Source organism: Limnohabitans sp. TEGF005 (assembly GCF_055394835.1).
In genome coordinates this window covers 967,933-992,974 of record NZ_AP029226.1, presented here as the reverse complement: position 1 = coordinate 992,974, position 25,042 = coordinate 967,933, and the positions used below count along the sequence as shown (strand labels likewise).

At 56.8% G+C, this 25,042-nt stretch carries 24 protein-coding genes and 1 tRNA gene; 6 read left to right on the top strand and 19 right to left on the bottom strand.

Annotated elements, in window-relative coordinates; all coding sequences use genetic code 11:
• Positions 1 to 101: 101 nt before the first annotated feature.
• From ACZ5RG_RS04775 to bamA, 10 genes are read right to left on the bottom strand one after another with little or no spacing between them, the layout of a single operon-like run.
• On the bottom strand, positions 102 to 875 hold the full coding sequence (locus ACZ5RG_RS04775; RefSeq protein WP_464447914.1) for a TrmH family RNA methyltransferase: 774 nt from the start codon (positions 873 to 875) through the stop codon (positions 102 to 104).
• Positions 872 to 1,489, bottom strand: a complete 618-nt coding sequence (rnhB, locus tag ACZ5RG_RS04770) for a ribonuclease HII (RefSeq protein WP_464447913.1) — start codon at positions 1,487 to 1,489, stop codon at positions 872 to 874. The genes ACZ5RG_RS04775 and rnhB overlap by 4 nt, the downstream gene beginning before the upstream one ends.
• A complete protein-coding gene (gene lpxB / locus ACZ5RG_RS04765; protein WP_464447912.1) occupies positions 1,461 to 2,642 on the bottom strand; it encodes a lipid-A-disaccharide synthase in 1,182 nt (393 codons plus the stop codon). Before lpxB ends, rnhB begins: the two co-directional genes overlap by 29 nt.
• Entirely contained in the window at positions 2,642 to 3,742 is a 1,101-nt protein-coding gene (locus ACZ5RG_RS04760; protein WP_464447911.1) for a DegT/DnrJ/EryC1/StrS family aminotransferase, read from the bottom strand. Before ACZ5RG_RS04760 ends, lpxB begins: the two co-directional genes overlap by 1 nt.
• A 25-nt stretch (positions 3,743 to 3,767) precedes the next feature.
• Positions 3,768 to 4,709: a Gfo/Idh/MocA family protein gene (locus tag ACZ5RG_RS04755; RefSeq protein WP_298600117.1), complete on the bottom strand. Its 942-nt coding sequence runs from the start codon at positions 4,707 to 4,709 to the stop codon at positions 3,768 to 3,770.
• A gap of 52 nt (positions 4,710 to 4,761) precedes the next feature.
• On the bottom strand, positions 4,762 to 5,577 hold the full coding sequence (gene lpxA, locus ACZ5RG_RS04750; RefSeq protein WP_298600120.1) for an acyl-ACP--UDP-N-acetylglucosamine O-acyltransferase: 816 nt from the start codon (positions 5,575 to 5,577) through the stop codon (positions 4,762 to 4,764).
• 6 nt (positions 5,578 to 5,583) lie between these two features.
• The gene (gene fabZ / locus ACZ5RG_RS04745; RefSeq protein WP_298600123.1) at positions 5,584 to 6,024 is read right to left on the bottom strand and encodes a 3-hydroxyacyl-ACP dehydratase FabZ; all 441 of its coding nucleotides are present in this window, start codon (positions 6,022 to 6,024) and stop codon (positions 5,584 to 5,586) included.
• Positions 6,025 to 6,026: 2 nt separating this feature from the next.
• On the bottom strand, positions 6,027 to 7,013 hold the full coding sequence (gene lpxD / locus ACZ5RG_RS04740) for a UDP-3-O-(3-hydroxymyristoyl)glucosamine N-acyltransferase (RefSeq protein WP_464447910.1): 987 nt from the start codon (positions 7,011 to 7,013) through the stop codon (positions 6,027 to 6,029).
• A 23-nt stretch (positions 7,014 to 7,036) separates the two neighbouring features.
• Entirely contained in the window at positions 7,037 to 7,555 is a 519-nt protein-coding gene (locus ACZ5RG_RS04735) for an OmpH/Skp family outer membrane protein (protein WP_315235553.1), read from the bottom strand.
• Positions 7,555 to 9,873 (bottom strand): outer membrane protein assembly factor BamA, encoded by a 2,319-nt coding sequence (gene bamA, locus ACZ5RG_RS04730; protein ID WP_464447909.1) that lies wholly within the window; start codon positions 9,871 to 9,873, stop codon positions 7,555 to 7,557. Before bamA ends, ACZ5RG_RS04735 begins: the two co-directional genes overlap by 1 nt.
• On the opposite strand from bamA, the gene ACZ5RG_RS04725 reads away from it, so the two are divergent.
• The gene (locus tag ACZ5RG_RS04725; RefSeq protein WP_298600132.1) at positions 9,872 to 10,033 is read left to right on the top strand and encodes a hypothetical protein; all 162 of its coding nucleotides are present in this window, start codon (positions 9,872 to 9,874) and stop codon (positions 10,031 to 10,033) included. The two genes, bamA and ACZ5RG_RS04725, sit on opposite strands and share 2 nt — an antisense overlap.
• A gap of 59 nt (positions 10,034 to 10,092) precedes the next feature.
• Here ACZ5RG_RS04725 and dxr read toward each other — a convergent pair whose 3' ends face one another.
• The 6 genes from dxr to rpsB all read right to left on the bottom strand — a co-directional run bounded on the left by dxr (position 10,093) and on the right by rpsB (position 15,313).
• On the bottom strand, positions 10,093 to 11,286 hold the full coding sequence (gene dxr, locus ACZ5RG_RS04720) for a 1-deoxy-D-xylulose-5-phosphate reductoisomerase (RefSeq protein WP_464447908.1): 1,194 nt from the start codon (positions 11,284 to 11,286) through the stop codon (positions 10,093 to 10,095).
• A 16-nt stretch (positions 11,287 to 11,302) separates the two neighbouring features.
• Positions 11,303 to 12,151: a phosphatidate cytidylyltransferase gene (locus ACZ5RG_RS04715; RefSeq protein ID WP_464447907.1), complete on the bottom strand. Its 849-nt coding sequence runs from the start codon at positions 12,149 to 12,151 to the stop codon at positions 11,303 to 11,305.
• Positions 12,152 to 12,224: 73 nt separating this feature from the next.
• Positions 12,225 to 12,785, bottom strand: coding sequence for a ribosome recycling factor (gene frr / locus ACZ5RG_RS04710; protein ID WP_019428724.1), 561 nt, complete (start codon positions 12,783 to 12,785; stop codon positions 12,225 to 12,227).
• 24 nt (positions 12,786 to 12,809) lie between these two features.
• Positions 12,810 to 13,532, bottom strand: coding sequence for a UMP kinase (gene pyrH / locus ACZ5RG_RS04705; protein ID WP_019428723.1), 723 nt, complete (start codon positions 13,530 to 13,532; stop codon positions 12,810 to 12,812).
• A 59-nt stretch (positions 13,533 to 13,591) separates the two neighbouring features.
• Positions 13,592 to 14,485, bottom strand: a complete 894-nt coding sequence (gene tsf / locus ACZ5RG_RS04700) for a translation elongation factor Ts (RefSeq protein ID WP_298599705.1) — start codon at positions 14,483 to 14,485, stop codon at positions 13,592 to 13,594.
• A 78-nt stretch (positions 14,486 to 14,563) separates the two neighbouring features.
• Complete coding sequence (rpsB, locus tag ACZ5RG_RS04695; RefSeq protein ID WP_019428721.1) at positions 14,564 to 15,313, bottom strand: 30S ribosomal protein S2; 750 nt, start codon at positions 15,311 to 15,313, stop codon at positions 14,564 to 14,566.
• A 210-nt stretch (positions 15,314 to 15,523) separates the two neighbouring features.
• Here rpsB and ACZ5RG_RS04690 point away from each other — a divergent pair, with 210 nt between their 5' ends.
• Complete coding sequence (locus tag ACZ5RG_RS04690; protein ID WP_464447906.1) at positions 15,524 to 16,879, top strand: amidase; 1,356 nt, start codon at positions 15,524 to 15,526, stop codon at positions 16,877 to 16,879.
• Positions 16,880 to 16,884: 5 nt separating this feature from the next.
• Positions 16,885 to 18,381 carry an NAD(P)H-hydrate dehydratase gene (locus ACZ5RG_RS04685; protein ID WP_464447905.1) on the top strand — a complete coding sequence of 499 codons (1,497 nt, stop codon included), beginning with the start codon at positions 16,885 to 16,887 and terminating at the stop codon, positions 18,379 to 18,381.
• A gap of 106 nt (positions 18,382 to 18,487) precedes the next feature.
• Here ACZ5RG_RS04685 and rnr read toward each other — a convergent pair whose 3' ends face one another.
• On the bottom strand, positions 18,488 to 20,764 hold the full coding sequence (gene rnr, locus ACZ5RG_RS04680) for a ribonuclease R (protein ID WP_464447904.1): 2,277 nt from the start codon (positions 20,762 to 20,764) through the stop codon (positions 18,488 to 18,490).
• An 18-nt stretch (positions 20,765 to 20,782) separates the two neighbouring features.
• On the opposite strand from rnr, the gene ACZ5RG_RS04675 reads away from it, so the two are divergent.
• Positions 20,783 to 20,867 (top strand) — tRNA-Leu (locus tag ACZ5RG_RS04675).
• A 186-nt stretch (positions 20,868 to 21,053) separates the two neighbouring features.
• Here ACZ5RG_RS04675 and rimO read toward each other — a convergent pair.
• Positions 21,054 to 22,451: a 30S ribosomal protein S12 methylthiotransferase RimO gene (gene rimO, locus ACZ5RG_RS04670; protein WP_298599691.1), complete on the bottom strand. Its 1,398-nt coding sequence runs from the start codon at positions 22,449 to 22,451 to the stop codon at positions 21,054 to 21,056.
• A gap of 57 nt (positions 22,452 to 22,508) precedes the next feature.
• Positions 22,509 to 23,051 carry a polyhydroxyalkanoate synthesis repressor PhaR gene (gene phaR, locus ACZ5RG_RS04665; protein ID WP_298599710.1) on the bottom strand — a complete coding sequence of 181 codons (543 nt, stop codon included), beginning with the start codon at positions 23,049 to 23,051 and terminating at the stop codon, positions 22,509 to 22,511.
• 214 nt (positions 23,052 to 23,265) lie between these two features.
• Here phaR and ACZ5RG_RS04660 point away from each other — a divergent pair, with 214 nt between their 5' ends.
• Positions 23,266 to 23,916 carry a riboflavin synthase gene (locus ACZ5RG_RS04660; protein ID WP_298599688.1) on the top strand — a complete coding sequence of 217 codons (651 nt, stop codon included), beginning with the start codon at positions 23,266 to 23,268 and terminating at the stop codon, positions 23,914 to 23,916.
• A complete protein-coding gene (gene ribBA, locus ACZ5RG_RS04655) occupies positions 23,913 to 25,040 on the top strand; it encodes a bifunctional 3,4-dihydroxy-2-butanone-4-phosphate synthase/GTP cyclohydrolase II (RefSeq protein ID WP_298599685.1) in 1,128 nt (375 codons plus the stop codon). The genes ACZ5RG_RS04660 and ribBA overlap by 4 nt, the downstream gene beginning before the upstream one ends.
• Positions 25,041 to 25,042: the final 2 nt, after the last annotated feature.

The following is a 25,042-nucleotide window of genomic DNA, read 5'->3' as shown; positions in this document are numbered from 1 at the left end:
CGTACAGGTTGATGCGGGAAAGCCTCTCATTATAGCTGAGGACCACTCGAAAACCCTGACAAAGCGACGACAAAACTGCCGGACACAGGCCCTTCGGCGACTCAAATCGCAGCCGTTGCGCTGGCGTGCAGGCAAATGGCTGCGGCAGTCGCCACATTCAACGACTCTTCCCCTCCGGGCTGTGCAATTCTGACTTTTTGTCGCGCCAAAGCCATCAAGCTGTCGCTGACGCCCTGCCCTTCGTGTCCAAAAACCCACGCACACTTTGGTGTCAACTCCTTGCGTTGCAATAATTCATGCAAAAAAGGGCCTTCATGGGAGCTGGTGGTCAAAACAGGCACGTCTAAAGCGGCCACATCCGCTTCGCTGACCGATTCGATTAGATGCAAACCAAAATGCGCGCCCATGCCAGCCCTGAGCACTTTGGGTGACCACAGAGCCGCAGTCCCTTTGATGGCCAGCACCTGGCGATATCCAAACGCCGAGGCGCATCGCAAAATCGCCCCCACATTGCCTGCGTCCTGTAAACGATCCAAAACCACGGTAGAGGCTTCCGACGAAATTTGCCCCTGCGCCGACCATGCCACGACAAACCCCATTTGGGCAGGTGACTCAAGACCGCTCAGGCTGGCAAACAAAGCATCAGGCAGGACAAACAAGGCGTCGGTCAATCGGGCCCACTGCGGGCCTTGCTCTTCAAAGCAAGTGGCACTCAACACGATTTGCAAAGGATTGACACCCCGGACGATGGCGGCACGGCACAGATGATCACCCTCTAGCCAAAACTGCCCCGCCTTACGGTAAGCCGTGGTGTCTTGGGACAAGCGCCGCCAAGCTTTGACATGGGGGTTATCTCGCGAAGTGATCAGATTCATCGCACGCTCCTGGCCACCGGGGCAAAAGTCATTCTGTGGCAGTCTGCCGGGCCATGCACCTGCAAAGCGGCAAGGTGTTGAGCCGTGCCATAACCTTTGTGTTGGTCAAAGCCGTAGACCGGGTAACGTGCATGCATCTCTTCACACAAACGATCACGGTGCACCTTCGCCAAAATGGATGCGGCAGAAATGGCAGGTACGAGTGCATCGCCCTGCACAATGGCCTCCGCCAAGATGTCCAACGTCGGCAATCGGTTGCCATCGACCAGGACCATTTGGGGCTTCAAACGCAAGCCTTCGACAGCACGCTTCATGGCCAGCATCGTGGCTTGCAAAATATTGAATTGGTCAATTTCCTGTACCGTCGCTTCGGCAATCGAAAAGCACAAAGCCCGCGCACGGATTTCGTCAAACAAACGCTCACGACGCTTTGCCGACAGTTTTTTGGAGTCGTTCAAACCAGCGATCGGCTGCAAATCGTCCAGAATCACTGCAGCGGCCACCACAGGCCCCGCCAGCGGGCCGCGCCCAGCCTCATCCACGCCAGCCATCAGACCGGCGGTATCCCAATTCAATGTTTTTTGCTCAAGCGGCAAGGACTTTTTGGATCGCATGGTTTGCCAGCGTCGGCATGTCCTGACGCAGTTGGTGGTGAAGCTCGGTGAATCGCTGTTGAATTTTGGCCACAGCGTCAGGATCGTCGAGCCATTCCAAAACGGCCTTGGCCAACGCTACGGGCTGCACCTGCTCTTGCAAGAATTCAGGGACCAAGCTCTCATTGCACAAAATATTGGGCAAACCGACCCAGGGCAGCAAGCGCTTGCGGTTGGCGATCTGCCAGGACAGCCATTGCATTTTGTAAGCGATGACCATCGGACGCTTGTGCAAAGCGGTCTCGAGTGTGGCAGTGCCGCTGGCCACCAAAGCCACATCGCAGGCAGCCTGCACTTCGTGCGAACGCCCCATGACCAGGTGCACACGGCCTTGCATGCCGGCACGGGCAATGGCCGCCTCGATCATGGCTTGCAGAGGGCCGTGGGTCGGCAGCACAAACTGCAAGTCGGGCCGCAGCGACAACATGTGCTTGGCAGCCTGAAGAAAAGGCAAGGCCAAACCTTTGATTTCAGATGGTCGACTGCCCGGCAACAAGGCAACGATGTTGGCATCCACGGGCAAGCCCAATGCTTGACGGGCTTTCAGGCGATCGGGCGCCATGTCGATCACGTCGGCAACAGGGTGTCCCACAAAAGTGCCTTGTATACCGTGTTGTGCCAGCAAAGCAGGTTCAAACGGATAGATGCACAAAACATGGTCCACGCTCTCGCGGATTTTTTGCACACGTTCAGGTCGCCATGCCCAAATGGATGGGCACACCAATTGAACCGTGGGCACACCTTTTTGTCGCAGCAAACGCTCAACAGGCAAATTGAAGTCAGAGGCATCCACACCGATGTACAAGTCAGGTGGCGAAGCCAATACATCCTGAATCAAGGTCTTGCGAATGCCCGTGATGTGGCGGTAACGCCAAAGGGCTTCGACCAAACCACGCACCGACAATTCGTCACAAGACCAGCGGGAGACAAAGCCAACCGCATCCATCTGCGGACCACCAATGCCAAAGGCTTGCAGTTGAGGCCAGCTTTTGCGCATGCCCTGCAGCAACAAAGCCGCCAACATGTCCCCCGAACGCTCAGCAGCGACCATGCACAAACGCAGATCTTGCGCAGGTGCAGATTCAGAAAGTGGCCGTGCTTCTTTCTCGTTCATCACGCCGTCAAAGCCTGACGAATGACACCGCAAATTTCGTCCACGGCTTCGTTGCTCAGCTCTGGATAAATGGGCAAAGACAAGCAACGCGCAGCAACCGATTCAGTCACAGGGAAGCTGGACCCGGCAGCAATCGAAGCAAATACCTTTTGCTGGTGCAAAGGCACTGGGTAATAAATGGCGCTGGCAATTTTTTGCTCAGTCAATGCTTGCTGAATGGTGGCACGGTTATCTGTCAACAAGGTGTACTGGTGGTATACGTGTAAACCCACACCATCTTCAAAAGGCGTTTGCAAATTCAGGCCGGCCAAACCGGCGTTGTAGCGGTGCGCGACACGGCGACGCTCTTGGTTGTATTGGTCAATCAGCGGCATCTTGGCACGCAGTACAACCGCCTGCAACTCATCAAGGCGGCTGTTGTAGCCAATGATGTCGTGGTAGTAGCGCACCTTGCTACCGTGGTTGCGAAGCATGCGCAATTTTTCTGCCATCGCATCCGACTGGGTGGTCACCATGCCACCGTCGCCATAGCAACCTAAATTTTTGCTGGGGAAAAAGCTGAAGGCCGCCACATCACCCATCGCACCGGTTTTGCGACCACCAATGTCGGCACCAAATGATTGCGCGCAATCTTCCACCAACTGCAGTTGATGTTCTTTGGCCAAGGCCATCAGTGGGGCCAGATCAGCAGGTTGCCCAAACAAATGCACGGGCAATAAGGCTTTGGTTTGGGGCGTGATCGCACGGCGTGCTTGCTCGACGTCGATGTTGAAGGTGCGCGGATCAATGTCCACAAACACCGCTTTGGCGCCCACATAGGCAATCGCCTCTGCTGTGGCAATGAAAGTGAAGGGTGTGGTGATGACCTCGTCACCGGGGCCGATATCGGCCGCCAGCAAAGCCAGGTGCAAAGCATCCGTGCCGTTGGCACAGGTGATGGCGTGCGCCACCCCCAAATAAGCTGCCGCTTCTTTTTCAAACGCTTGAACGTTGGGTCCTAGGATGAACTGCGCCGCGTTCAAGGCGCTCAAAAATGCAGGTTCCAGCTGAGGCTGGAGATCGCGGTATTGCGCGACCAGATCGACCATAGGGATGCGCATGGCGTACCTTTCAAATATTCAGTGCTCAGGAAATCAGGCGGGTGGCTTCGGTGATGCGCTGCACGGCTTCCAGTGCACGGCGTCCGGCTTCTCCGCTGACTTTGGGGGGGCGATTGTGGCGAATGCTGTCCACGAAATCCACGATCTCGGCAAACAAAGGATCGGCCTCGCCAAACGATTGTTCGTGCCGCTCAATGGACTGCTCAGGTTCGGCCTGTGGATCGGTCGTGCCTCGGTAAGTGGTCAGCGTACGCGCCTGGAAATCCAGCGAGTGGCACGCTTGATTTTGGAAAACGCGCATTTTCCGCTCGCTTTTCGCGCTGACACGGCTGGCCGTCACATTGGCCACACAGCCATTGGCAAAACGAATGCGTGCGTTGGCGATGTCGATGTCCGATGTCAGCACCCGGGCACCCGAGCAATCCACACTTTCGAGCTCACTGTCCACCAAGGACAAGATCAAATCCACGTCGTGGATCATCAAATCGAGCAAGACACTCACATCGGTGGCACGGGGCTTGAAGGGTGCCAGACGCGAACTGTCGATGAACCGTGGATCTGAAAGCAAAGGCTCCAGTGCCAGCGCCGCAGGGTTAAAGCGTTCCAAATGCCCCACGGCCAAAACGCAATGGTTTTCTTTGGCCAGTCGGATCAATTCATCGGCTTGCGCCAAGGTCGTGGTCATTGGTTTTTCAACCAAGACATGAACTCCTGCACGCAAAAATTCAGCACAAACGTCGTAATGACCTTGTGTTGGCACCACGATACTGACCGCATCGACCTTGCCCAACAAAGCCCGGTAATCCGTCAGCGCCGCGCAGCCCAAGGGGGCAGCGACCGCATCGGCCTGCTCTTGCCGACTGTCCACCACAGCCACCAGTTCACACTCAGGAATCTTGGCGTACTTTTGAGCATGAAATTTGCCCAGATAACCAACGCCAATCACGGCGCAACGCAACAGGGCCACGGGGCCCTCCTTTCATACTCGGGGCAGGAAAAGCGCCTGCCCCTTTGAGTTTTCAGTCCACCGAACGGCGGCGCGAACGAACAATGCCCACTTTGGGCGAAACGCCCGCAAGGAAGTTCAACATCATCTCCACATCCACCTGAGCCTCGGGTTTGTCCTTGGCGATTTGGAGAATGCGCTCTTTAGCCGCTTCGAACGTCAAATTTTCACGGTACAAGGCTTTGTGCATGGCGCGCACGGCAGCAATGCGGACCGGAGAATACCCACGACGTCGCAGACCTTCGGCGTTCACGGTCCGCGCGGCAGCAGGTTGGCCCTGGCAAGTCACATACGGTGGCAGATCGGCAAACAGCAAAGTGCACATGGCAGTGAAGCTGTGAGCACCCAAACGCAAGAACTGACGCACCACCGTGAAGCCACCCAGGATGACCCAATCACCCACGACGACGTGACCGGCCAATTGGGAGTTGTTGGCAAAAATGGTGTGACTGCCAATATGGCAATCGTGCGCCAAGTGCACATAGGCCATGAACAGGTTGTCATCACCCACTTGAGTGACGCCACCACCGTTGACCGTTCCTGCATTGAAGGTGCAAAACTCGCGAATGGTGTTGCCGTTGCCGATCACCAAACGGGTCGGCTCACCTGCGTATTTTTTGTCTTGCGGCGCAGCGCCCAGGGATGTGTAGCTGTGAACATGGTTGTTCAAGCCGATGGTGGTGTAACCCTCGATGGTGCAATGCGAGCCCACTGTGGAGCCTGCGCCGATCGTCACATTCGGGCCAATGATGGTGTAAGGACCAACGGTCACGGAGTCGTCCAGCTGAGCAGCCGGATCAACCAATGCAGTGGAATGGATAGTCGCCATAGGTCCTCAGGCAATTTTGCGCATGGTGCACATCAACTCGGCTTCACAGGCCAGCTCATGACCTACTTTGGCTTGGGCTTTGAACTTGAAAATACCGGCTTTCATGCGATCCAACTGGACCTCGAGGGTCAACTGATCACCTGGCTCCACGGGCCGCTTGAAGCGGGCGCCATCGATACCGGCAAAGTAATAAACCGTGGTGTCATCAGGGGCGGTATCCAGCGTGTCAAAGGACAACAATGCAGCAGCCTGCGCCAGAGCTTCGAGCATCAACACACCCGGCATGACGGGGCGGTGTGGAAAATGGCCAGTGAAAAATGGCTCATTGATGGTCACATTTTTCAAGGCCTTGATGCGCACGCCTTTTTCAATTTCTAACACGCGATCGACCAGCAAAAACGGGTAGCGATGCGGCAACTGTTTGAGAATTTTATGAATGTCCATCATGGTCAGGTTTCCTTGTTGTTTTGAATGTCAGCCTCTAAGGCTTTGATGCGATCACGCAATCGAGACAATTGTTTGAGACTGGCGGCGTTTTTTTCCCAATTGGCATTGCTGTCCAGCGGGAACATACCGGTGTACTGCCCTGGCTGCAGGATGGAACGCGTGACCACCGATGCTGCCGAAATATGCACATGGTCGGCCAGGCTCAAATGGCCCAGCACCACAGCACCACCACCCACGGTGCAATGCGCGCCAATGCGCGCACTGCCTGCCACTCCCACACATCCGGCCATGGCGGTGTGACGCCCCACACGCACGTTGTGTCCGATCTGAATCAGGTTGTCGAGTTTGACGCCATCTTCGATCACTGTATCTTCGAGAGCACCACGGTCTATGCAGGTGTTGGCACCGATTTCCACATCGTTGCCAATGCGCACGGCACCCAGTTGCTCGATTTTTTCCCACGTACCTTGGTGCGGGGCAAATCCAAAACCATCGGCACCGATCACGACGCCTGAATGCACCAGGCAACGCTCCCCGATTGTGCAATCCTCGCCAACGGTCACGCGCGATTTGAGAACGGTTCCAGCCCCCACTTGGGCCCCGCGCTCCACCACACACAAAGGTCCGATCACAGCATCATCGGCAATGCTGGCATCTGGGTCGATGACTGCACTGGGATGGATCCGTGGGCCTGTGGCTTTATGGTGCGCGCCTTTCCACAAACGGGTCAAACGGGCAAAGTACAAATACGGGTCATCGGTGATGATGGCCGCAGGGCGGTGTAAAACCCGTGACTCAAAGGCCGGGCCCACAATGACACATCCAGCGAGACTGGGAGCCAACTGATTTTGGTATCTGGCTTGGCTCAGAAAACTGATTTGGCCAGGCTGGGCAGTCTGCAAAGGCGCCAATCCCGATATCTGCATATCGGAAGCTCCCAACAGACGGCCGCCAAGTGCCTCTACGATAGCGCCAAGCGTCAGCGACACGGTCTCAAACAGGCGTACGCCTGTTATTTGCCAACCGAGGCGTTGAGTGCCTTGATGACTTTTTCGGTGATGTCGTGCTTGGGATTGAAGTAAGCGGCATCTTGCAATACCAAGTCGTACTTCTCGGACTCCGCGACTTGCTTGACCGCGCGACCCGCTTTTTCGAAAAGCATTTGATTTTCTTCGTTCTTGCGCGCGCCGAGATCTTCCTGAAATTCCCGCTGGCGACGCTTCAAATCGCGGTCTTGCTCGATCAATTGCTTTTGTTTGGCCACGCGCTGCGTCTCAGCCAGTGTGGGCGCATCACGCTCAAACTTTTCTGCTGATGCCTTGAACGAGCTGATGGCCTCGTTGAGGTCTTTTTCGCGCTTCAAAAACTCGGACTCCAACTTGGCCTGAGCAGCTTTGGCCACATTCGAATCACGCAAAATTCGATCTGTATTGACAATGCCAATTTTGAAATCTTGTGCTTGCACCAAGCCAGTAAAAGCCGATGCACCCGCCAAAAGAGCGACGAGAAGGTTCTTGCGAATCGTTTTCATTAGAAGGATGTTCCGATTTGGAATTGAAGTCGTTGGATTTTATCGCCTGTCTGTTGGCGGATGGGCGTTGCATAAGAGAAGCGCAAAGGACCCATGGGTGAAATCCAGCTCAGGCCGATGCCGGCGGAGGCACGCAATTCGCTCAGCGACAGCTTTTCGCTGTCGTCAAAGGCCCTGCCCACATCGGTAAAACCGTACAAACGCAGCGTTTTGTCGTTACCGGCGCCAGGGAAAGGCATCATGAACTCTGCATTCAGGACCAGCTTTTTAGCCCCCCCTAGGTAAACAGGGGTCAAATTGGTCGTGCTTGTGGGCTTGGATGGACCCAATGTGGATTGCTCAAAACCCCGAACGCTGCCCAAACCACCGACGTAGAAGTTCTTGAACAGGGGGAACACCTGACCATTCAAGCCCGTGCCCCAGCCCAGATCAGCATTCAGTGCCAAAGTGTATTTCTTACTCAAAGGAAAGTATTGCTGGTACTGGTAATTGCTGCGGAAATAACGCACGTCACCGGCAAGACTCAGATCCGCATTCAGGCGCTGAAGAGTTCCTTTGCTAGGCACCAGAGCACTGTCACGCCCATCACGGGCCCAGCCCAAGGTCAAAGGCAAAGCCGTACTGGTGCTGCCAAATTTGTCTGCATACTCCTTATAGGGTGTTGGCAAGCCCGTCCCTTCTTTGATCTGCGTCTGCTCGGCATTGGCGCCAACAAAAACGGTATCTGTTTCTGTCACCGGCACGCCAAAACGCAAACCCAAGCCAGAGTTGATCAAACTGTATGAGTTGACATCACCCAAATAAGGCCGCGTTGTCCGCTGGAACACATCGAGCGTCCTGGAAATGCCGTTTTGCGTGAAATAAGGATCGGTGGTGCTCAGCACCAGATTGCGGTTGTACTTGCTGGTATTGACCTCAACAGCCAGGTAATTGCCTGAACCGAACGCATTTTCCTGGCGAATGCCAAAACTCAAGGTCACTTTTTCGGCAGAAGAGAAACCTGCACCCAAAGAGATGCTGCCAGTGGGCTTTTCGGCCACGGTGAAGGTCAAATCAACCTGATCGGGGGTGCCCGGGATTTCGATGGTTTCCACGTTCACGTCAGTGAAGAAGCCCAAACGGTCAACACGGTCACGTGACAGGCGGATTTTGTCACCGTCATACCAAGCCGCCTCGAACTGGCGAAACTCGCGACGAATCACTTCGTCCCGCGTGCGGTTGTTGCCCGCCACCAGAATGCGCCTGACATACGCGCGGCGTGATGGTTCTGCCTGCAAGACAAATTGGACACGGTTGTTTTGTCGGTCGATCTCTGGCTTGGCTTCGACCCGGGCAAAGGCAAAACCAAACTTGCCAAAGTAATCGGTGAACGCTTTGGTGGTTTCGGCCACGGTTTCTGCGTTGTAAGGCTTGCCAACACCGATCTTGACCAAGGCCTTGAACTCTTCGTCCTTGTCGAGGTAGTTGCCCTCGAGCTTGACGCCAGAGACCACAAAACGCTCCCCTTCGGTCACGTTGATGGTGATCGCCATTTCCTGCTTGTCTGGAGACATCGCCACCTGGGTCGAGTCAATCCTGAACTCCAGAAAACCACGGGCCAAGTAGTAAGACCGCAAAGCTTCCAGGTCGGCGTTGAGCTTGGTGCGGGCATAGCGGTCAGACTTTGTGTACCAGCTCATCCAGCCACCGGTATCCAAGTTGAACTGGTCACGTAAATCGGATTCTGAAAAAGCCTTGTTGCCCACGATCTGAATTTGCTTGATCTTCGCAGGTCCACCTTCGGTGATGGTGAAGCTCAAATTCACACGATTACGGTCCACTGGCGTTGCTGTGCTCACCACTTCGGCACCGTACAGGCTGCGGCTGATGTACTGCCGCTTGAGTTCCTGCTCAGCCTTGTCAGCAAGCGCTTTGTCATAGGGTCGACCTTCGGCCAAACCCACATCTTTCAAAGCCTTGACCAAGACATCCTTGTCAAACTCCTTGAGCCCAATGAACTCTACTGCGGCCACCGATGGGCGCTCTTCAACCACGACAACCAGCACATCACCTTGGGTCTCGAGGCGCACATCCTTGAACAAACCGAGTGCAAAAAGAGCGCGAATGGTTGCAGCGCCTTTCTCATCCGAATATTGATCGCCCACCCGCAACGGCAAAGAAGCAAAAACAGTACCGGACTCAATGCGTTGCAAACCCTCAACGCGGATATCGCGCACAGTAAACGGATCCACAGCCCAGGCAGGCATACAAGCCATCAAGGACGCCACCACTGTCAGTGCAGCAGGTTGAATGCGCGAACGAAGATCTAAAAAATTCATGGAGCAACCATTTAAAGGTCAAAGGCCGAATGGTCACGCACCACAATCGGTCAAAAAACCATTTGAAAAACCAAGCAATGTGCCACCTCAACGGGGGCGGCTCATCATTTTTACCGGCACCATCAAGGCCACAGCAGTCAAAGCAATGAAGCCAAGATAATACACCTCAGTGAAGGGGCATGACAGGTCTGTAGACAGCTTGCACCCTGCCCAAAAACATCAACTCAGTCTTGCCACCACTTCACGTGCCGCCGCACGACTGCGGTGGTCAAGAACCAGCAAATCATCCAGGTTTTCAGGCCGAACACTGACCACGGTCTGAAGGGTTGCCTCATTGACGTGGTGAATATGGTCAAAACGTATCTGCCGATTCAGAAATGCCTCCACCGCAATTTCGTTGGCCGCGTTCAAGACGGCACAGCTGCCAGGCGCTCCTTTCAAGGTGGCCCACGCCAGCTTCAACCCAGGGAACCTCTCGGGATGACCGTGATCGTCCATCGACTCAAATGTCATGGCCGCCAAGGCATGAAAATCCAATGCGGCGGCACCTGACACCATCCGCTCAGGCCAGCTCAGGCCAAAGGAAATCGGGACCCGCATGTCGGGCGTGCCCAGTTGGGCCACCACAGAATTGTCTTTGTACTGCACCATGGAATGGATCACGCTTTGGGGGTGAATCACGACCTCCAGCTGGTCCGGGTCCAAGCCAAACAAATAACGCGCCTCAATGACCTCAAGGGCTTTGTTCATCATGGTTGCCGAATCCACCGAAATCTTGCGACCCATCACCCAGTTGGGGTGAGCGCAGGCCTGCTCAGGGCTGACCTCATGGAGAGTCGATGGGTCTCGACCACGAAACGGCCCACCCGAGGCCGTCAAAATGATTTTGTCGACCCGCCGCTGCCAAGTAGAGGGGTCTTCGGGCAGTGATTGAAAAATAGCGGAATGCTCGCTGTCAATCGGCAACAACACCGCTCCGCCCTCACGCACGGCCGCCAAGAACACTTCACCGCCCACCACCAACGCTTCTTTGTTGGCCAACAACAGCTTTTTCCCTGAACGTGCTGCCGCCAAACAAGGTGACAAACCTGCCGCCCCCACAATGGCTGCCATGACAGCATCCACCTCAGGCGCAGAGGCCACCGCATCCAAAGCGGCAGCGCCCCATCGGACCTCGGTGTTCAAACCTTCGGCCTTCAGCTTGTCTGCCAACAAGCGTGCCGCATCTTCGCGGACCATGACAGCGACCTCAGGCCGGAACTGGGCACATTGGGCCAACATCAAGTCAACCTGCTTCGAGGCCGTCAATGCATACACCCCAAACTGCCCCGGATGACGGGCCAAAACATCCAATGTGCTTTTGCCAATCGAACCGGTTGAGCCCAAGATGGTGATGCGTTGTTTTGTTAGCATGAAATGCGCTCTTAACTTAAATCCAGAAAACCAGCATCATCGCCAAAGGCAAAGCAGGCAGCAATGCATCGACTCGGTCCAGCACGCCGCCGTGTCCGGGCAACAAGCCCGAGCTGTCTTTCATGCCTGCACTGCGTTTGACCAAGGACTCCACCAAGTCACCGACCACGCTCATGGCGGACATGAACAACAAGGCGGGTAAGGCAACCCACCAACCTTTGGCAAACAACAAGGAATAAAAGCTCGAGTCAGGCAACGCCAAGCTACGGTCAACCTCGACCCACACAAGGGCGACCAGCAAAACCCCGAGCATGCCGCCCAAAACACCTTCCCAACTTTTGCCGGGACTGATGCTGGCTGCCAGCTTGGTCTTGATCCAACGCCCGCCCAAGGCTTTGCCAAAAAAATAGGCAAAAACATCGGCCGCCCAGACCAGGACCAGGACCGACAACAGAAAATTCACCCCTCGCTGGTGGGCTTGTGCCATGGCCACCCAGGCCAAGGTCAAAAGCAACAAGCCGGCAATCCAACGAACACCGCGTGGCCAAAGCCCCCAGCCAGCAACCCCTCGCTGAATCATCCAGGCACCCAGCAAAACCCACATTGCACCAGCCAACAACCAAACGAGCGGCGGCGTGCGCTGAACCCAGCCCAACTGTTCAGCCACTGCGCAAGCCAACAAACAGATGGCTGCACCCGACCAAGCTAGCCAAGCAGGCATGCCATTCAAGCGGCCCCACTCCCATGCACCTGCTGCGATCAACACCACCGTCAAGCCCATAAAGGGCCAAGGGTTGGATGCAAACAAGGCGGGCAAAAGCAAGGCCAGCAAGGCCAGTGCAGTGATGACTCTTTGCTTGAGCATGGGTTCTCCAGAAAAAAAGGCCGCCAATGGGCGGCCATTCAGGCCGCGGCATGCCACGGCAAGGGATTCAAACTCAAACCGCCATGATCTCTTGTTCTTTGGCAGTCACCAACTGGTCAATCTCGGTCATGCGCTTGTCGGTCAGTTTTTGGGTGTCGGCTTCAGCGCGTTTTTGATCGTCTTCAGAGGCCTCTTTGTCTTTGACCAGCTTTTTAACCGACTCGTTGGCATCCCGGCGCAGATTCCGAATGGCAATCTTGGCGTTTTCACCTTCTGTGCGGGCCAACTTGGTCATTTCCTTGCGACGCTCTTCACTCATGGCCGGCATGGGAACACGGATCAGCTCGCCCATCGAAGCAGGGTTCAGACCCAATTCGCTCTCACGAATGGCCTTTTCGATTTTGGCGGCCATGGACTTTTCCCAAGGCTGAACGCTGATGGTGCGCGAATCCATCAAGGACACATTGGCCACCTGGGACAGGGGCAACATCGAGCCGTAATAGTCAACCTGAATCGTGTCCAACAACGCAGGGTTGGCACGGCCCGTGCGAATGCGCGTCAGGTTGTTTTTGAAAGCCGCAATGGACTGTTCCATTTTGGTTTCGGTTGTTTTTTTGATGTCTGCAATCGTCATGAAGTTCTCCTCGTCAGAACGGGTTCAAGCGTAAACCAGCGTGCCTTCGTCTTCACCCAGAACCACGCGCTTCAAAGCACCGTTCTTGATGATCGAAAACACCTTGATGGGCAATTTTTGGTCACGGCACAAAGCAAACGCTGTTGCATCCATGATGCCCAGATTGCGCGAAATGGCTTCGTCGAAGCTGATTTCGCTGTAACGGGTGGCCGAAGGGTCTTTTTTAGGGTCAGCAGAATACACGCCGTCCACTTTGGTGGCCTTGAGGACCATCTCTGCACCGATTTCAGCCCCACGCAAAGCCGCAGCCGTGTCCGTGGTGAAAAACGGATTGCCCGTGCCCGCCGCAAACACCACGACTTTTCCCTCTTCGAGGTATTGCAAAGCTTTAGGGCGAACATACGGCTCAACCACTTGGTCAATGCCAATCGCCGACATGACGCGTGCCGTCAAACCCGCTTTGTCCATGGCATCAGCCAAGGCCAAAGAGTTCATGACCGTAGCCAGCATGCCCATGTAATCGGCCGTGGCACGGTCCATGCCCACCGAACCACCGGCCACACCCCTGAAGATGTTGCCGCCACCGATGACCACAGCCACTTGCACACCGAGGCGCGTGATTTCGGCGATTTCCTCGGCCATGCGCACGATGGTGGCACGGTTGATGCCAAACGCATCGTCCCCCATCAGCGCCTCGCCGGACAGCTTGAGCAAAATGCGCTTAAAGGCTGGCTTGGCTGAAGACATGATGGGCTCCTTGAATATCAATGTGGACGATGGAATGGCAACGCAACAGGTGCGTGAACTCAGGCTGCGGCTTGAGCAGCAGCCACTTGGGCCGCCACTTCAGCGGCGAAGTCGTCAACCTTCTTCTCAATGCCTTCGCCAACCACGTACAAGGTGAATGCCTTGACGGTGGTGCCTGAGGCCTTGAGCATTTGCTCAACGGTTTGCTTGTCGTTCTTGACGAAAGACTGGTTGAACAAAGACACTTCTTTCAGGTATTTCTGAACAGAGCCTTCAACCATCTTGGTCACGATGTCGGCAGGCTTGCCGGACTCGGCGGCCTTGGCTGCAGCGACTGAACGCTCTTTTTCGATCAGCTCGGCTGGCACTTCGGCGCTGGTCAGGGACACAGGCTTCATAGCGGCAACGTGCATGGCCACATCTTTGGCGGCCGTTTCGTCACCTTCGTACTCGACCAACACGCCGATGCGGGTGCCGTGCAGGTAATTGGCGATCTTGGCGCCACCAGCAGCACGCTTGAAGCGACGGAAGCTCATGTTCTCGCCGATCTTGCCGATCAGGCCTTTGCGCACTTCTTCCAGTGTGGGGCCGAAACTGTCTTGGCTGTAAGGCAACTCGCCCAAAGCGGCAAGGTCAGCGGGATTGTGTTCAGCCACCAACTTGGCCGCAGCGTTGGCCAAAGCCAAGAAGCTGTCGTTTTTCGTCACAAAATCGGTTTCGCAGTTCACTTCGATCATGGCGCCTGTGGTGCCGTTGACGAAGCTGGTGACAACGCCTTCAGCGGTCACGCGCGATGCAGCTTTGCCAGCCTTGGTGCCCAACTTGACGCGCAACAACTCTTCCGCTTTGGCCATGTCGCCTTCGGCTTCGGTCAATGCTTTTTTGCACTCCATCATGGGAGCGTCGGTTTTTGCGCGCAGTTCAGCGACCATGCTTGCGGTAATTACAGCCATTTGATTTCTCCGTATTCAGTCTAAAAGTCAGATTAAAAAAAAGGGGCCACAAAGCCCCTTTCATCGAGTCTTGGAAACTCAGGCAGAAGCGTTGGCTTCTTCGACGAATTCGTCAGCGCCTTCGGTGACGGCCTTGACCACGTCGTTGACCGCATTGGCGCGGCCTTCGATGATCGCGTCAGCAATGCCACGGGCGTACAAAGCCACAGCCTTGGCCGAGTCGTCGTTGCCGGGGATGATGTAGTCGATGCCTTCTGGCGAGTGGTTGGAGTCAACCACACCGATCAATGGAATGCCCAGCTTCTTGGCTTCCGAGATGGCGATTTTGTGGTAGCCGACGTCGATCACGAAAATGGCATCAGGCAAAGCAGCCATGTCTTGGATGCCACCGATGTCTTTTTCGAGCTTTTCCATCTCGCGTTTGAACATCAACTGTTCTTTTTTGCTCAGGCTTTCGAGGCCGACTTCTTGCTGAGCCTTCATGTCCTTCAGACGCTTGATCGAGGTCTTGACGGTTTTGAAGTTGGTCAGCATGCCGCCCAACCAACGCTGGTCGACGAATGGCACGCCTGCGCGCTGGGCTTCAGAAGCGACCATTTCGCGAGCTTGACGCTTGGTGCCAACCATCAGAATCGTGCCGCGGTTGGCAGACAACTGCTTGGCGAACTTGATCGCGTCCTGGAACATCGGCAACGATTTTTCCAGGTTGATGATGTGAATTTTGTTGCGGTGGCCGAAGATGAAGGGAGCCATCTTGGGGTTCCAGAAGCGGGTTTGGTGACCAAAGTGGACACCGGCTTCCAGCATTTCGCGCATGGTAACGGACATAGTAAGTACTCCAAAGGTTGTGTCTAAAACCAATCCACTGATTCAGCTTGCTGTAAAAACAAGCAAAACACCTTGACGGGACGGGTTTGCGAATGAACTTTGCTGGCTTGAAAAGGATCTTTTGGGGTTGACACCCAAAAGACACGGATCGCGCTGCACAAAGCCTTAGGATTATAGCATCCTGACGTCCCTTTATCGAGGTGCCACCCCATGAAATCAGACCTGATAACCACGCGCCAAGCCCTATTGGACGGCCGCAAGCAGCCTTTAGAGGTGGCGCAGGCATGCCTGGATGTGGCGCAAAGCGATGCATGCCAGCATGCATTCAGGCTCATCACCGCCGACAACCTGATCAACACGGCCACCCAAGCGGGTGCGCCCAGGCACGCCTTGGCAGGTTTGGCCGTCTCCGTCAAAGACTTGTTTGACGTTCAAGGTCAAAACACCGCCGCGGGCTCTGCTGTTTTGCAAAACCAGCCGCCTGCCGCCAAAGATGCCACCGCCGTCGCGCGTTTGCGCGCGGCAGGTGCTGGCTTCATTGGACGCACCCACATGGTGGAATTCGCCTTTTCTGGCGTCGGGGTCAACCCGCACCATGGCACACCGGCCGCCTGGGACGCCTTGACCGACACACCCGCCGGATCACGCCACGCAGCCCACGCCCCCGGCGGCTCCAGCTCGGGCGCAGCGGTTTCCGTCGCCACCGGTGCGGCATTCATTGGACTCGGTTCGGACACGGGCGGCTCCATTCGCATCCCTGCTGCCCTGAATGGCATTGTTGGCTTTAAAAATACCGCCAGACGTGTGCCTACACACGGCGCCGTGCCTTTGTCCAGCACGCTGGACACGGTGTGCGCCATGACCCGCTCGGTCAGAGACGCGGTTTTGGCCCATGAAATTTTGTCAGCCCGAAAAGTTCCTACATCCAAACGCCCCCTGTCGTCTTACCGTCTGGCCGTGGCCAAAAGCGTAATGCAAGACGACATGGACAGCTGCGTGGCCCAAGCATTTGAGCGGGGCTTGAAAAATTTGCGCGCTGCTGGCGCTCAAATTGAAGACATTCCCCTCACCGAGCTGCTGGACATTGCCCCAATGATGGCCACGGGCGGCTTCAGCCCCGCAGAAAGCTTCGCCTGGCACCGTGATTTATTAGCGCAACACGGCGATCAGTACGACCCCCGTGTAGCGCACCGAATCCAGCGGGGTGCCCAGATGGCCGCTCATGAATACATCCATTTGCTGCAAGCTCGGACTGACTGGATTCGCCGCATGGAAAACCGGCTGCAGCGCTTTGACGCGGTTTTATCGCCCACCACACCCATCACCGCCCCGCTGCTCAGCAACGTGGCACCCGGTGCAGAACGCGATGCGGCGTTTTTTCGAGTCAACGCCATGCTGCTGCGCAACCCCAGCGCCATCAACATGCTGGATGGCTGTGCCATTTCATTGCCATGCCACGCGCCGGGTGAACTGCCTGTTGGCTTGATGGTCTGGCACTCGGCGATGCACGACGATGCCATTCTTCAATTGGCTCTCCTGCTGGAACCCATCCTGCAACCCCATTAAGCGCCATGCAAAAGCTGTCCAACACCTCAGCTTGGCCTGTGTACGAACGGGACAGCATTCGCGAACTTGAAGCACAACTTCAAGGCAGCAACTCGACCCCGCTCATGCAGCAAGCCGGCTTGGCTACGGCTCAGCTGGCCTTGGCGATGGCACCGCACGCCCAGCGCATTTGGGTCGCCGCGGGTCCAGGCAACAACGGCGGAGATGGCTTGGAAGCAGCGATGCACCTGCACCGCTGGGGAAAATCGGTTCACGTCAGTCTGATGGTGCCCGCTGCGAATCTGCCGGCCAACGCACATGCTGCTTGGCTAAGAGCACAAACAGCTGGCGTTCACATCACATCGGACTTGCCCACAGAGTGGCTGGCCGAAATGGTGCCGCAAGACTTGTGCATCGACGCCCTTTTGGGCATTGGGGCCACACGCCCGCTCAGCGCAGGTATGCAAACCTGGGTAAAAGCCATCAACCAATGCAAGGCCAAAGTACTGGCCATTGATGCACCAACCGGGCTGGCCCCGGATTCTGGGCAACTGCTGGGCGGGCCCACGGATGCAGCTCTTTGTGTTCAAGCCGATCAGACACTCACATTCATCGCAGCCAAACCCGGCCTGTTCATGGGTCATGGCCGCGATGCGAGCGGGCAACTCTGGCTTGAAAGCTTGGGGCACACGAGCACAAGCTCGAGCAACACCATCCCACCACAAGCCTGGCTCAACACGCCGCAAGCTTCTCTACCCAAAAGACATGCCAGCCACAAAGGCAGTCATGGCGATGTGGCCGTGATTGGCGGCGATGCCATGGCTGCAAGCGGCATGGGCATGACCGGAGCCGCTGTTTTGGCGGCCTCAGCCGCTTTGCATGCAGGTGCAGGCCGCGTCATTTTGAGCCTGTTGTCAGGCCAAGCCACGCAGAGTGCACCACCCGATGTGATGCAACGCGAATGGCAGCACCTTGATTTGGAAAAACTGCATGTGGTCTGCGGCTGTGGCGGTGGCCAAGCCGTGCAATCGGTCATGCCAGAGGTCTTGCGACGCAGCGCGCAATTGGTACTGGATGCCGATGGACTGAACGCCTTGACGCAAGACGACCGCCTGCAAGCGGGGCTGCGCCAACGAGCAAGCGCGCAACCGAGCGTCATCACACCCCACCCCCTGGAAGCGGCACGGCTTTTACAGATCAGCACCACTCAAGTGCAAAACGACCGTTTGAAGGCCGCTCAGAATCTGTCAGACCGATTTCAATGCACTGTGGTCTTGAAAGGTTCAGGCACGGTCATCACCGCACCCGGGCAAACCCCTCGCATCAACACCACAGGCAATGGCCGCCTGGCCATCGGCGGCACGGGTGATGTGCTGGCAGGACTCATCGGCGCACGCATGGCAAGAGGCATCAGCGCATTTGAAGCCGCTTGCATGGCCGTAGCGCAGCATGGTCAATTGGCGGACGATTGGCCCGAAGCGTATGCGCTGACGGCCAGTCGATTGGCCGAACGCTTGACCTGACCGATTGCCACAGAGCACAAAAACAAAAAGCCAGACTGAGAGTCTGGCTTTTTGACAGATGGCGTGTCGCCCACCAACAAAATGATGACGCCCCTTGGCCCCAACGTCAGCGACGCGGCTTGGTGGTACGCGGTCCCTTTTTCTTGGCGGCCGCCTTCTTCACCGAGGCTTTGAGTGCCTGAATCGGAGAACGGTTGCGCTCTGCATCGGCCAGACGACGATCTTGCGAACCGTGTTTTTTGCCACGCTCGCCTTCCACAGGCGCAGACACACCCTTGTCTCGCATGGCGCGTGGCACCAAGTCGTCCCCCGCATGCACCAATCGGAAGTCGATTTTCCGGCCATCCAAATCGACACGGCTGACCTGCACCTGCACACGGCTGCCAATGGCATAACGGATACCTGTGCGCTCACCGCGCAACTCTTGGCGCAACTCGTCAAAGCGGAAATATTCCCCGCCCAGTTCGGTGATGTGCACCAGCCCTTCCACGTACAAAGAGTCCAAGGTCACAAATATGCCGAAGCTGGTGGCAGCAGACACAACGCCACCGTACTCCTCACCCAAATGCTCGCGCATGTATTTGCACTTCAGCCAAGCTTCCACGTCGCGGCTGGCCTCATCGGCACGGCGCTCGTTGGCGCTGCAATGCAGACCTGCCGCTTCCCAGGAACGCTGATCGGCTGCCGACATGCGCACACGAGGGGCTTGAGACTCGGGTGAATCACCTTTGGCCGCGCGGCTTTTCTCTAGACGCTTGCTCAATTTTGCATGCGCCTCGCCGGGCACAGGCAAGCTGGGCAGCGTGTATTTGCGCCCCAACAAAATCGACTTGATGACCCTGTGCACCAGCAAATCGGGGTAACGCCGAATCGGGCTGGTGAAATGGGTATAGGCCTCATAAGCCAAGCCAAAGTGCCCGCTGTTGACAGGCGTGTAAATAGCCTGCTGCATGGAACGCAGCAGCATGGTGTGGATCTGCTGCGCGTCCGGTCGGTCCTTGGTCGCCAGCGCGATTTTTTGGAACTCGCTGGTGTGAGGATCGTCACTGATGCCCAGCCCCAAGCCCAGTGCCTTGAGGTAATTGCGCAGGATGTCTTTTTTCTCGGCCGTGGGGCCTTCGTGCACGCGGAACAAGCCGGGGTGCTTGCCCTGCTGAATGAAGTCAGCACTGCAGACGTTGGCCGCCAGCATGGCTTCTTCAATCAAGCGATGCGCTTCGTTGCGAACGCGCGGCACAATTTTTTCAATGCGACCGCTTTCGTCGCACACGATTTGCGTTTCAGTGGTTTCAAAATCCACCGCACCACGCACCGCGCGTGAAGCAAGCAAAGCTTTGTACACGTCCTGCAAATTCATCAGGTCAGTCACGCGCTCTTTGCGTTTGGCCGCTTCCGGCCCACGCGTGTTGGCCAAAATCGCCGCCACTTCGGTGTAGGTGAATCGCGCATGGCTGTGCATCACTGCCGGGTAAAACTGGTAGGCATGCACATCGCCCTTGGCATTGACCAGCATGTCGCACACCATGCACAAGCGGTCCACATCCGGGTTCAACGAGCACAAGCCGTTCGATAACTTCTCGGGCAACATGGGGATGACCCGGCGCGGAAAATACACGCTGGTCGCACGGTCATAAGCATCGATGTCGATGTCGCTACCGGTTTGCACATAGTGGCTCACATCGGCGATGGCCACCAGCAAGCGCCAGCCTTTGCCACGGCCGACTTTGGCGGGTTCGCAATACACGGCATCGTCAAAGTCGCGAGCATCTTCGCCATCAATGGTCACCAAAGGCACGTCGCGCAGATCGATACGGTCCTTGCGGTCCTTGGCCAGCACTTTGTCGGGCAAGCCTTTGGCCTGCTCAATACAGCCCGCCGAAAATTCGTGCGGCACGCTGTACTTGCGCACGGCGATCTCGATCTCCATACCGGGGTCGTCAATTTCGCCAAGCACTTCCTTCACGCGTCCCACGGGTTGTCCAAACAAAGCGGGTGGCTCGGTCAACTCCACCACCACCACCTGCCCCGGCTTGGCCGCACCAATGGCCCCTTTGGGAATCATCACATCCTGGCCATAACGCTTGTCTTCAGGCGCAACCAGCCACAATCCGCCTTCGTTCAGCAAGCGGCCAATGATCGGCTGCTCGGGGCGTTCGACGATTTCGACGATGCGGCCTTCCGGCCTGCCCTTGCGGTCCTGACGGACGATGCGCACCTTGACACGGTCCTTGTGCAACACGGCACGCATCTCATTAGGAGACAGGTAGATGTCTGATTCACCGTTGTCACGGATCAAAAATCCATGGCCATCCCGGTGCCCCTGAACACTGCCTTCGATTTCTTCCAGCAATCCGCTGGGTGGAGCTACTTTTTTGATATACAATCCTTTTATTCCTGAGGCGCCCAGATGGCGGAATTGGTAGACGCACTAGTTTCAGGTACTAGCGAGTAACATCGTGGAGGTTCGAGTCCTCTTCTGGGCACCAATCTTATCGAATCAGATAAGTTAAAAACACAACAAGCCGTTGATTTCTGATCAACGGCTTTTTTGTTGCTCAAGCCAAACCCACCGCTTGCAAAGCCAAAAGCATCCGAGCCCAAGGCTTGGAAATACAAAGCCATGCGGCGCAAGCCGACAGCCCGAAGGCTGCACGGCGGCTTGACACGCAACATCAAACCGGAACCCCCACCAAGTCGTGACCTTCGACGCTCACAATGCGTGCACGTGTGAACTCGCCCACTTTGAGGGTTTTGCTCAGCTTCTCGGGCGGTAGCAAACGCACCACGCCGTCGATCTCAGGGGCATCGCCAAAGCCGCGCCCCACACCCCCACGTCGGCCCATCGCTGGCGCAGAGTCCACCAACACCTGCATGGTTGAGCCCACACGCTGCTGCAAACGCGCAATCGAGACTTCTTCGGCCACCGCCATGAATCGGGCACGTCGCTCTTCGCGCAGCGCTTCGGGCAACATGCCCGGCAACTCGTTGGCCGTGGCACCTTTGACGGGGCTGTAGGCAAAGCAACCCGCCCGGTCGATTTGCGCTTCGCGCAAAAAGTCCAACAGGTGCTCAAATTCTTCTTCGGTCTCACCCGGAAAACCGGCAATGAAGGTGCTGCGAATCACCAACTCAGGGCACAGTTCGCGCCAGCGCTGAATGCGCTCCAGGTTTTTCTCGCCGCTGGCCGGTCGCTTCATGCGCTTGAGCACATCGGGGTGGCTGTGCTGAAAAGGCACATCCAAATAGGGCAACACCAAGCCTTGCGCCATCAAGGGAATGATGTCGTCGACGCTCGGATACGGGTAAACATAGTGCAGGCGCACCCACGCATCGTGCTCGCGGGCCATCTCGCCCAGCGTCTGCACCAGTTCCAGCATGCGGGTCTTGACGGGCTTGCCGTCCCAAAAACCAGTGCGGTATTTCACATCAACGCCATAAGCAGACGTGTCTTGGCTGATGACCAGCAGCTCTTTCACGCCGCCTTCAAACAAGGCCTTGGCTTCTTTCAGCACATCACCAATCGGGCGCGAAACCAAATCGCCCCGCATCGACGGGATGATGCAAAACGTGCAGCGGTGATTGCAGCCTTCGCTGATCTTCAAATAGGCATAGTGGCGCGGCGTGAGCTTGAGGCCCGCCTCACCAAAACCGCCAGGCACCAAGTCCAAAAACGGATCATGGGGCTTGGGTAAGTGGGTGTGCACTGCGTCCATCACCTCTTGGGTGGCGTGCGGTCCGGTCACAGCCAGCACGCTGGGGTGCATTTCAAGGACCATATTGCCGCCGCCTTCGCCTGTTTTCGCACCCAAGCAACCGGTCACGATCACTTTGCCGTTCTCGCTCAAGGCCTCGGCAATCGTGTCCAGGCTTTCCTTGATGGCTTCGTCGATGAAGCCGCAGGTGTTGACGATGACCAGGTCAGCGCCTTCAAAGGTTTTGGAAGTTTGATAACCCTCGGCGCTCAGTTGCGTCAGGATCAGCTCTGAATCGGTCAGCGCTTTGGGACAGCCCAAGCTGACAAAACCCACTTTAGGGGTGGGAAGGGGTGCGGTTGCGGTCATTTCACTCATGCCCGCATTGTCCCCGGAAAAACGACTGGCTTGTGACAAAAGGGCATGAAGCGCCCATCAAGTCCTTAAACCCATGACGCCGAGCAGCTGCTCCGCGTTCTTCTGGATCTGTTTTTGCATTTGTTCCTGCATTTGCGTCATGACGTTTTGGGACGGGTTAGCCAAACCAGAGAACATGTTTTGCATCAGCGGGGTCTGCCACTTCATGAACTGGGCCCAGACCTCGGGGCTGAGGGTCGGACTGGATTCACCCAGCTTGCTTTGCCAATCCATGAAAGACTGGACATGGTTCTCTAAATACGAGCCCATGTGTCCCTGCATGGAGTGGCCATAAAAACGGATGATGTTGGACAACACCGCTTCGCTGAACATGGGCACGCCCGCGGATTCCTCTTCCAAAATGATCTGCAGCAAAATGGCGCGTGTCAGGTCTTCGCCCGTTTTGGCGTCGAGCACCACCACAGGGGATGCGGCCATGACCAATTTTTTGATCTCGGCCAGGGTCACGTAGGTGGAGGTTTGCGTGTCATACAAGCGCCGATTGGGGTATTTCTTGATGGTCCGGACGCTCCCAGAGACTGGAACGCTGGCTGACTTGATGGACTTGACTGGGGGCTTGACCGGCAATGAAAACTCCTGGTGACAGACTGCAAATTGCAAATCTGCTGCAATGCACCATTCTAGGCACACGCCCGGGCGGCTCAAGCCTTGGTTAACCCTGATTTGGCGAGGCCGCCGCAGTTGCAAGGCTTGTGGGCGTTTTTTTGTTGACGCCCTCCCGATTAACCCTCATTACCTGCGAAAATAGACAGCTATGTTCACCGGAATCATCACCGGCGTGGGGCGAATCGTCGCCATTCACGACCTGGGTCGCTCTTTACTCCACGGCAAGCGCCTCACCATCGAGGCCCCCGCCGGGTACCTTGACGATGTGGGCTTGGGCGACAGCATCGCCCTTAACGGCGCTTGCATGACCGTCACCACCTTCAACCCCGAGAGCCGTCAGTTCACCATCGACATCTCGGCGGAATCGCTGGACAAAACCAGCGGTCTGGACAGCGAAGGCACCGTCAACCTCGAAAAAGCGCTGCGTGCCCACGACCGCTTGGGCGGACACATCGTTTCCGGCCATGTGGACGGTGTCGGACAAATCAGCCACTTTGAGCAAATTGGCGAAAGCTGGGAGTTGCGCATTCTGGCACCCCATGCCCTGGCCAAATACCTCGCCTACAAAGGCTCCATCACCGTCAACGGCGTGAGCCTCACGGTCAACCGTGTGGCCGATCTGGCCGATGGCTGCGAGATCAGCATCAACCTGATCCCGCACACCGTGGACAACACCGCCCTCGGCAGCCTGAGGGCAGGAAGCCGGATCAACCTCGAAATCGACACCGTGGCCCGCTACGTTGAGCGCATGCTCAGCCTAGAAGCAGCCGGATCAGCCCACCAACAGGACAAGCCATGAACGCCCCAGCGCAACTGACACCCGTGGCGATCTCGCCCGTTGAAGAGATCGTGGCCGACATGAAGGCCGGTCGCATCGTGATCCTGGTCGACGAAGAAGACCGTGAAAACGAAGGCGATTTGGTGTTGGCGTCTGACCACGTCACGCCCGAAGCCATCAACTTCATGGCCCGCTTTGGCCGAGGCCTGATCTGCTTGACGCTCACCCGCGAGCGCTGCGAGTTTTTGAAGTTGCCCCCCATGGCCGCCCGCAACGGCACCGTCTACAGCACCGCTTTCACCGTCTCCATCGAAGCCGCCGAAGGCGTCACCACGGGCATCTCGGCTGCCGACCGGGCCAAGACCGTGCAAGTGGCCGTGGCCAAAAGCAGCCAAGCCACCGACTTGGTGCAACCGGGTCACATCTTCCCGCTGCAAGCGGTCGATGGCGGCGTGCTCATGCGTGCCGGTCACACCGAAGCCGGTTGTGACTTGGCCGCCATGGCCGGTTGCTCACCGTCTTCCGTGATCTGCGAGATCATGAAAGACGACGGCACCATGGCCCGCCTGCCCGACCTGCAGCTGTTTGCCGCCGAACACGGCCTCAAAATCGGCACCATTGCCGACCTGATCGAATACCGCAGCCGCAACGAATCGCTGGTCGAGCGCATCGGCAGCCGCACATTGCAAACCGCCCACGGCGAATTCACCGCCCATGCCTTTCGCGACCAACCCAGCCAAACCGTGCACCTGGCACTCGTCAAAGGCCAGTGGTCGGCCGACGCCGAGGTGCCCGTGCGCGTGCATGAACCCCTGTCGGTGCTGGATGCTCTCGAAATCAACCGGTCCATGCACTCGTGGAACCTGGACACCAGCTTGCAATACATCAACCAGCATGGCTGCGGTGTGGCCGTGCTGCTCAACTGCGGCGAATCGGCCGAGCAACTGCTGGCCCAATTTGAAGGCCGTGCCCGCTCGGCCCAAGCGCCCGAGCGCGGCAAGATGGACCTGCGCACCTACGGTGTGGGTGCACAAATTTTGCGCGAGTGCGGCGTGCACAAAATGAAACTCATGGGCCAACCCCGCCGCATGCCCAGCATGACCGGTTACGGCCTCGAAATCACCGCTTACATCCCCAAGGAATAAAC

Coding starts and splice junctions, on each gene's coding strand:
- bamA (WP_464447909.1), bottom strand. CDS start 9,873: ATGAATTTTTTAGATCTTCGTTCGCGCATTCAACCTGCTGCACTGACA.
- frr (WP_019428724.1), bottom strand. CDS start 12,785: ATGACGATTGCAGACATCAAAAAAACAACCGAAACCAAAATGGAACAG.
- ACZ5RG_RS04685 (WP_464447905.1), top strand. CDS start 16,885: ATGCAAAAGCTGTCCAACACCTCAGCTTGGCCTGTGTACGAACGGGAC.
- pyrH (WP_019428723.1), bottom strand. CDS start 13,532: ATGTCTTCAGCCAAGCCAGCCTTTAAGCGCATTTTGCTCAAGCTGTCC.
- fabZ (WP_298600123.1), bottom strand. CDS start 6,024: ATGATGGACATTCATAAAATTCTCAAACAGTTGCCGCATCGCTACCCG.
- ACZ5RG_RS04775 (WP_464447914.1), bottom strand. CDS start 875: ATGAATCTGATCACTTCGCGAGATAACCCCCATGTCAAAGCTTGGCGG.
- rnhB (WP_464447913.1), bottom strand. CDS start 1,489: ATGCGATCCAAAAAGTCCTTGCCGCTTGAGCAAAAAACATTGAATTGG.
- tsf (WP_298599705.1), bottom strand. CDS start 14,485: ATGGCTGTAATTACCGCAAGCATGGTCGCTGAACTGCGCGCAAAAACC.
- dxr (WP_464447908.1), bottom strand. CDS start 11,286: ATGCTAACAAAACAACGCATCACCATCTTGGGCTCAACCGGTTCGATT.
- ACZ5RG_RS04760 (WP_464447911.1), bottom strand. CDS start 3,742: ATGCGCATCCCTATGGTCGATCTGGTCGCGCAATACCGCGATCTCCAG.
- lpxB (WP_464447912.1), bottom strand. CDS start 2,642: ATGAACGAGAAAGAAGCACGGCCACTTTCTGAATCTGCACCTGCGCAA.
- ACZ5RG_RS04725 (WP_298600132.1), top strand. CDS start 9,872: ATGGAGCAACCATTTAAAGGTCAAAGGCCGAATGGTCACGCACCACAA.
- ACZ5RG_RS04715 (WP_464447907.1), bottom strand. CDS start 12,151: ATGCTCAAGCAAAGAGTCATCACTGCACTGGCCTTGCTGGCCTTGCTT.
- lpxA (WP_298600120.1), bottom strand. CDS start 5,577: ATGGCGACTATCCATTCCACTGCATTGGTTGATCCGGCTGCTCAGCTG.
- rimO (WP_298599691.1), bottom strand. CDS start 22,451: ATGAGTGAAATGACCGCAACCGCACCCCTTCCCACCCCTAAAGTGGGT.
- ACZ5RG_RS04660 (WP_298599688.1), top strand. CDS start 23,266: ATGTTCACCGGAATCATCACCGGCGTGGGGCGAATCGTCGCCATTCAC.
- ACZ5RG_RS04690 (WP_464447906.1), top strand. CDS start 15,524: ATGAAATCAGACCTGATAACCACGCGCCAAGCCCTATTGGACGGCCGC.
- rpsB (WP_019428721.1), bottom strand. CDS start 15,313: ATGTCCGTTACCATGCGCGAAATGCTGGAAGCCGGTGTCCACTTTGGT.
- ACZ5RG_RS04735 (WP_315235553.1), bottom strand. CDS start 7,555: ATGAAAACGATTCGCAAGAACCTTCTCGTCGCTCTTTTGGCGGGTGCA.
- ribBA (WP_298599685.1), top strand. CDS start 23,913: ATGAACGCCCCAGCGCAACTGACACCCGTGGCGATCTCGCCCGTTGAA.